Origin of the sequence: Candidatus Desulfatibia sp. (genome assembly GCF_036446775.1) — a bacterium.
GTDB lineage: Bacteria > Desulfobacterota > Desulfobacteria > Desulfobacterales > UBA11574 > Desulfatibia_A.
This window is the reverse complement of the sequence record NZ_JAZFTO010000161.1, coordinates 1-4,614: the sequence shown is the minus strand read 5'-3', so window position 1 is coordinate 4,614 and position 4,614 is coordinate 1. Positions and strand designations below refer to the sequence as shown.

Below are 4,614 nucleotides of genomic sequence, written 5' to 3'. Positions count from 1 at the left end.
ATTCCGATATCGGTTTTTTTGTTATGAAACTTGCCTTTTCAGGGTTCTCCGTTCTGTGTTCGCCGTTCGCCGTTCACCGTTCTGCGTTCACCCCTGAACCCCTTGGCACGACGTAGCTTCAGCGAAGGCGGCTGAACCTTTGAACCCTGAACCTTTGAACCCTGAACCTTTGAACCTCTGAACCTTTGAACCTTTAAACCCGTGAACAGTTACGGTATATTTTTATCAACCCAGGTGCAGGCAATCAAGAGCTCCGGGTTTTCAAGTCTGGGCGGATGTTAATAACCCTGATTGCTTTTCGATAAGTCGGGGATCGAACTCAAATTGTTGCGGATCTCCAATTGTCATGGTCGGATAATTCGGATGGTTCGGATTGATCAGAAAATTATGTTCTTCTTTTACAATTCACCAGGCCGTTATCATCCGGGGAACACTCCGTGCTCGATGCGACCCAGCAAATTAATTACCTCTTGAGCGCCCAGTTCGGTGTCGGCGTATTCCAGTGGAATTTTGTAGCCCAATCCGCGCGCAGGCTTTTTCAGCCAGTTTTCGGCAGCCTCTTCGTTTTCCAACACATCCAGGGCTTTATCGTAAACCCTGGCGATTCGAAGCACTCTTTCAGATTCATCGGTTCGCAATCGGCCGTCTTGTCTCCTGCGTGTTAATGTGCGCTTGGGAATTTGCACGATTTTGGAAAGCAGGTTATCAGAGACTTTCAGTCGATCTCTCAACTTATCAAAGCTGTCGGCCGGAAATCCCTGCTTGAGCGCACTGATTATATCATCAGTGTTTTTAGCCTGAATTCCTATGGATTGGATATTCATAGTGCCCTCCTAATGTTTGGCATTTTACCTCATTATAGGGGCCATGTGCCGATTTGTAAAGAAAAAATTGGAAGGCGAAAGGTTTACCCGCCTTGTGCGGCGCCGTAGGTGACCAGGGTTTACCCGCCGATAGTTTGGCGGGCTAAAATTACTATTCTTATTTGAATTCCATCCCGCACAGCTCCGAATGGGCGGGATCCTCCAGGCGGATAAATCTCCACTGCATTCCGACCCCATGAAGCGGGATTTACGCCTGAGGCGCACAAGTCCTCCATGTCAAATAAAGCCTTGACATACACATAATAATACATAATATTATATGTTTATTAATTCCCATTGGGAGGTGTATAATGAATACTGAAACCGTTCGATTGAACATTACCATTCCGAAAGATCTGGCTCAGGCACTAAACCGATTTGCCGGGCCCAGAAAACGCAGCCTTTTTATTGTTGAAGCCGTTAAACAGCAAATTGAACAAAAAGAAAAAGAGGAACTGAAAAAAAAGTTAGAAGAAGGCTATCAAGCTGCTGCTAAAGAAAGTTTAGTTATTACAAAAGAGTTTGAAGTCGCCGATTTGGAGGGCTGGGATGAATATTAAAAGAGGAGGAATATATCTTACTGCACTTGACCCTGTCATAGGGAAAGAAATCTCCAAAACCCGGCCGGTTGTAGTCGTCTCCAATAACAAAAACAATGAATTCTCGGGTACGGTGACAATCTTACCCATAACATCTAAAAATATTCAGAAAATCTATCCTTTTGAGGTCTTTTTAAAAAAAAGGATCGGAAACCTTCCGAAAAACTCGAAGACTAAAGCTGACCAAATCCGAACTCTGGACAAAAGCAGGATCGTAAAATTCATTGGCGCACTAGAAAAAAAAGAACTGGATCTGATAGATAAAGCTATATTAATTCATCTGGATTTATTTTAGTCCGGTCGCTTTGGGATATTCTGAGTTGGGATTCCACCAGCCCAAACATTTCCTTTTGCCGGGTGCCGGTAAAACAGGATCGCAGCCACTAATTGTGGCCAACAGTTATTCGTGCTCATTCGTGACATTCGTGGCCAATAATCACGAAAGACAAGATCCTTCAAAAGCTACCTTCTATTAAAACCATCTGGTAAGATAGGCGAAAGGTTCACCCGCCTTTGCGGATAAATCTCCACTGCGTTCCGACCCCGTGAAGCGGGATTTACGCCTGAAGCGCACAAGTCCGCTACGCTCCAACAAGACTTCGGCCGTTCGGCAGTGCTTCGCGCCAGGGCGGGCCTGTTATCCTGTCAAAGATAGCTGAACTGTTACGAAATGGAGCATTTTGTACAAAATTTTCCCCCGTAATCTGTCATTATTTACGAGGTCTGTAATTAGAATAAGCAGAATACTTACATTGACAAGACCTTTAATAAGAACTATATTCTTAATATTAATAATATAAAAAGGAGGAACATATGGATTATCATGCCCCTTCAGCAACCAAGGTAAAGGTAACTGTAAGCCTTGACAAGGAATTGGTTAATACCATAAATAATTTTCTCAAAACTTCAAAAATTCGCTCCCGCAGCCAATTTATTGAGAATATTCTTCGCAAATGGCACCATGAACAAAAAAAGCAAGACTTAGAAAAACAAATTGAAGCGTATTATCTCTCGCAGTCTGATAAGGAACGGAAGGAGGATCGGCGGTGGACCGAAATAGCAGCAAAATCCGCTCAACAGCTTTGGAAGGACTAAAAATACAGACCTCGTCATTCATCAGATAAAAGTGACCGTAGACCTTTATATACTGCCGGATTGCACATAAATTGGACATCCGGTCGGTCTGGGTTATAAGGGTCAGGGTTCAACGTTCAGGCCTCCGGCTCGTAGAGGCACGATCCTACGCCTCGGAGAGGTTAATCGCTTCGCGCTTTTTCCCTATACCATTGATTCCATAGGAGTAATTAAATGAGGGAATCAACCTCTGAACCTTTGAACATTGAACCTTTGAACCCAACTCTTTAATTAGAAATGGAGCATTTTGTCCAAAATTTTCCCAGTAATCTGTCATTTATTTACGAGGTCTGATATATGACCTATCCTCAAAAAGGGGAGATATATCTTGTAAGATTGCCCGGTCAACCAAAGGACAAAAAAACAAGGCCGGCCTTAATCGTCTCTTTGGATATTCGTAATCGCTTGGCCAATGATGTCATCGTTGTTCCTGTCTCGACAACTCTTCGCGACAGCCCTACCCATGTGGAATTACCCATAGGAGAGGGTGGGCTTACTCAGCGCTCCATGGCTAAGTGTGAACAGATCACCACACTCGATAAATCTTTTTTAATTCGTGGACCATTTTCTGGAAAAATAAGTCCTCAAAAGATGTCTGAAGTCGAAGAAGCCATCCAAAAAGCCATCGGTGTTGTTTTATAACCGCAACCCTCGAAGAGGGATCGTTTATTTTGCCTTTTTCATAACTTGTGCTATACTTTTTTATGATATGAAGCATACACGACATTTTCTTCGGCGAATTCCAGAACATGGAAACCGGTGGCTTCGTGTCGTTGTAAACATTGAATGTGAGCCCAATAAAGCTGTCACCGTGTTTTTTGACAGAGGAATGAAAGGCAAACAATGAAACTAAAAGTAGATAAAAAAAATGATGTTCTGTATTTAAGGCTGGATGAAAATGCGATAGTTGAATCAGAGGAAGTTCGCCCCGGTGTTATTCTTGATTTTGATGGAAATGGATGCGTAGTTGGAGTTGAATTTCTAAACATTACAGAGCGGGTAAATCAAGAAGATTTAAACACCTTAGAATTCCAAACATTATAGTCCGGACACTTTGCGAGTTGGCCATACGGTGTATGGCTCATACGGCAAGGTTTTATTGCCACCAAGACACCAAGGCACGAAGAAAAAATAATGTAAAATATTTTTTGTGTCTTGGTGCCTTTGTGGCAATTTTTTTTTCAGACTATTCTTTTAAAGGATTTCTCAAGTGTTCTTAAGGACCACCTGATCCAGGTCGGTCGGCCGTGGGGGCAGTGAGAGGGGTTGTTGCATTGATCTAACTGGGTCAAAAGGCCCTGGGCCTGTTGGTCTGAAAGTTGCTGATTGGCCCTGACAGCCCCGTGACAGGCCATCAGAATCAGACATTCGTCAAGGCCTTTTTCAAGGCCGGGGGCAAAACCGATCTGGGCCGTCTTCTCCACGATTTCAATTACAAGGGGCTTAATATCTCTATCAGCAAGCAGGGCCGGGACAGACTTTATCACAAAGGTATTGCCGCCAAAGGGCTCGATCTCAAGACCCAGTTCTTTTAGATCAGGAATCAGTTTTCCCAGAATCTGCGCTTCCCGGTATCCAAAGTCAATGGTTTCCGGAACAACAAGTTTCTGGGCCGCCATGCTTGAAGTCGCAGAGCGTTTTTTAAGCTGTTCATAAAGGATGCGTTCGTGGGCGGCATGCTGATCAATTAGCACGAGCCCGTCAACAGACTCGCACAGGATATAGGTGTTGTGCAGCCGGCCGATCACTCTTAAATCGCCAAACCGCTTTTCCTCCCAAAGGGTTGCCTGCTCGGCAGCCGCATCTTCTTTTTCCCTCACGCGCAGCGGAAATCCCGATTCATCGGGGATGCTCGATGCTCCATGCTCCATGCTCCATGCTGGTTCACGAAGCGCTCCTGTTTCAGCCCTGCTGAAAACAGCCTCCGGCTCTGCAATGCGGTGCTGCTCCATTGCCGGCGGCCTTGGCGTCGATGGCGTTGTAATCCATGCGGACCGGTCGCCGTAGCGCAAGGCCCC

The 4,614-nt window shown here is 44.8% G+C and carries 6 protein-coding genes and 1 pseudogene; 5 read left to right on the top strand and 2 right to left on the bottom strand.

What is annotated here, in order from left to right; translation table 11 throughout:
- Positions 1 to 419: 419 nt before the first annotated feature.
- A complete protein-coding gene (locus V3S16_RS07970) occupies positions 420 to 824 on the bottom strand; it encodes an antitoxin Xre-like helix-turn-helix domain-containing protein (RefSeq protein WP_413884145.1) in 405 nt (134 codons plus the stop codon).
- A gap of 350 nt (positions 825 to 1,174) precedes the next feature.
- Here V3S16_RS07970 and V3S16_RS07965 point away from each other — a divergent pair, with 350 nt between their 5' ends.
- The 5 genes from V3S16_RS07965 to V3S16_RS07945 all read left to right on the top strand — a co-directional run bounded on the left by V3S16_RS07965 (position 1,175) and on the right by V3S16_RS07945 (position 3,640).
- Positions 1,175 to 1,423, top strand: coding sequence for a hypothetical protein (locus tag V3S16_RS07965; protein WP_413884144.1), 249 nt, complete (start codon positions 1,175 to 1,177; stop codon positions 1,421 to 1,423).
- Complete coding sequence (locus V3S16_RS07960) at positions 1,413 to 1,757, top strand: type II toxin-antitoxin system PemK/MazF family toxin (RefSeq protein ID WP_413884143.1); 345 nt, start codon at positions 1,413 to 1,415, stop codon at positions 1,755 to 1,757. Before V3S16_RS07965 ends, V3S16_RS07960 begins: the two co-directional genes overlap by 11 nt.
- A gap of 518 nt (positions 1,758 to 2,275) precedes the next feature.
- A complete protein-coding gene (locus tag V3S16_RS07955; RefSeq protein WP_413884142.1) occupies positions 2,276 to 2,557 on the top strand; it encodes a ribbon-helix-helix domain-containing protein in 282 nt (93 codons plus the stop codon).
- A 336-nt stretch (positions 2,558 to 2,893) separates the two neighbouring features.
- On the top strand, positions 2,894 to 3,238 hold the full coding sequence (locus V3S16_RS07950) for a type II toxin-antitoxin system PemK/MazF family toxin (protein WP_413884141.1): 345 nt from the start codon (positions 2,894 to 2,896) through the stop codon (positions 3,236 to 3,238).
- Positions 3,239 to 3,439: 201 nt separating this feature from the next.
- Positions 3,440 to 3,640, top strand: a complete 201-nt coding sequence (locus V3S16_RS07945; protein ID WP_413884140.1) for a DUF2283 domain-containing protein — start codon at positions 3,440 to 3,442, stop codon at positions 3,638 to 3,640.
- A 137-nt stretch (positions 3,641 to 3,777) separates the two neighbouring features.
- On the opposite strand, the pseudogene V3S16_RS07940 reads toward V3S16_RS07945, so the two are convergent.
- Positions 3,778 to 4,614: pseudogene (locus V3S16_RS07940) on the bottom strand (hypothetical protein); the annotation flags it as partial.

Bases quoted from the DNA above. Each gene is read 5' to 3' on its own strand.
- V3S16_RS07970 (WP_413884145.1), bottom strand. From the start codon at position 824: ATGAATATCCAATCCATAGGAATTCAGGCTAAAAACACTGATGATATA.
- V3S16_RS07965 (WP_413884144.1), top strand. From the start codon at position 1,175: ATGAATACTGAAACCGTTCGATTGAACATTACCATTCCGAAAGATCTG.
- V3S16_RS07960 (WP_413884143.1), top strand. From the start codon at position 1,413: ATGAATATTAAAAGAGGAGGAATATATCTTACTGCACTTGACCCTGTC.
- V3S16_RS07955 (WP_413884142.1), top strand. From the start codon at position 2,276: ATGGATTATCATGCCCCTTCAGCAACCAAGGTAAAGGTAACTGTAAGC.
- V3S16_RS07950 (WP_413884141.1), top strand. From the start codon at position 2,894: ATGACCTATCCTCAAAAAGGGGAGATATATCTTGTAAGATTGCCCGGT.
- V3S16_RS07945 (WP_413884140.1), top strand. From the start codon at position 3,440: ATGAAACTAAAAGTAGATAAAAAAAATGATGTTCTGTATTTAAGGCTG.